Origin of the sequence: Streptococcus vulneris, assembly GCF_019218685.1 — a bacterium.
GTDB lineage: Bacteria > Bacillota > Bacilli > Lactobacillales > Streptococcaceae > Streptococcus > Streptococcus vulneris.
The window spans coordinates 1-737 of record NZ_JAHUZC010000029.1; the positions used below are offsets into that span (position 1 = coordinate 1).

Annotated in this window: 1 pseudogene; it reads right to left on the minus strand. The window is 39.3% G+C overall.

Annotated features, from left to right (window positions below):
* Positions 1-737: pseudogene (locus KUA57_RS09675) on the minus strand (hypothetical protein); the annotation flags it as partial.

Sequence of the window (737 nt, forward strand, 5' to 3'; positions counted from 1 at the left end):
TTATACTCCGGTAATATGATATTCTTAGAACCTGTAAAACCTCGACCTGTAAAAGGATAACTTGCATTATCAAGTTCACCAAATGGAATATCTAGCTTATCTGCTTCATCCAAGAAAAATGATATCTTCGCATAGGTCTTGGTTTTTTCTAAGTCAAAAGGAGTGTTAGGATAATCTAATCGATTTCCTTCAACTATTTCTGGAAGAGTAGTTAATGATTTTGAATGCTCATCAACCGAGACAAAACCTGCAAAAAAATTACGTTCTCCACTGAGATATGATTCAACAAACTCTGTAGGTATCGTTTTATTCATCTTGGTTTTAGGAGCTGGTATACCAATCTCTTTGCGAACAGCTTTGACAAAGGCATCTGTTTTAGCTGATAAAGTCGTATCTGCATCTACTAAGTTCGAAAAGTCCTCCAGGCTATAACCCGCCTTATTGATTTTAGCTTTTATTTCTGGAGATGTATATAGTTCTAGATTTGATAATCGATCACTATTCAGAGTGTATTTTTTTGTATTCGTAGAAAAGGCATCTTTCACCTTATTGAGACTAAACTTGCTGGCTGCTGAAGAGACCGCATAACCTCCTACGATATTCCCGATAAAGTTTGCGGTTTGGGCGTCTTCCTCACTACCACCTAGGAGCTTAGTCCCATGATAGGCAACCTGACCCGCTGTATAGGCACCTGCTTCCCCTATCGCAAACTGGGTCACCCCCTTGACAACGCTCTG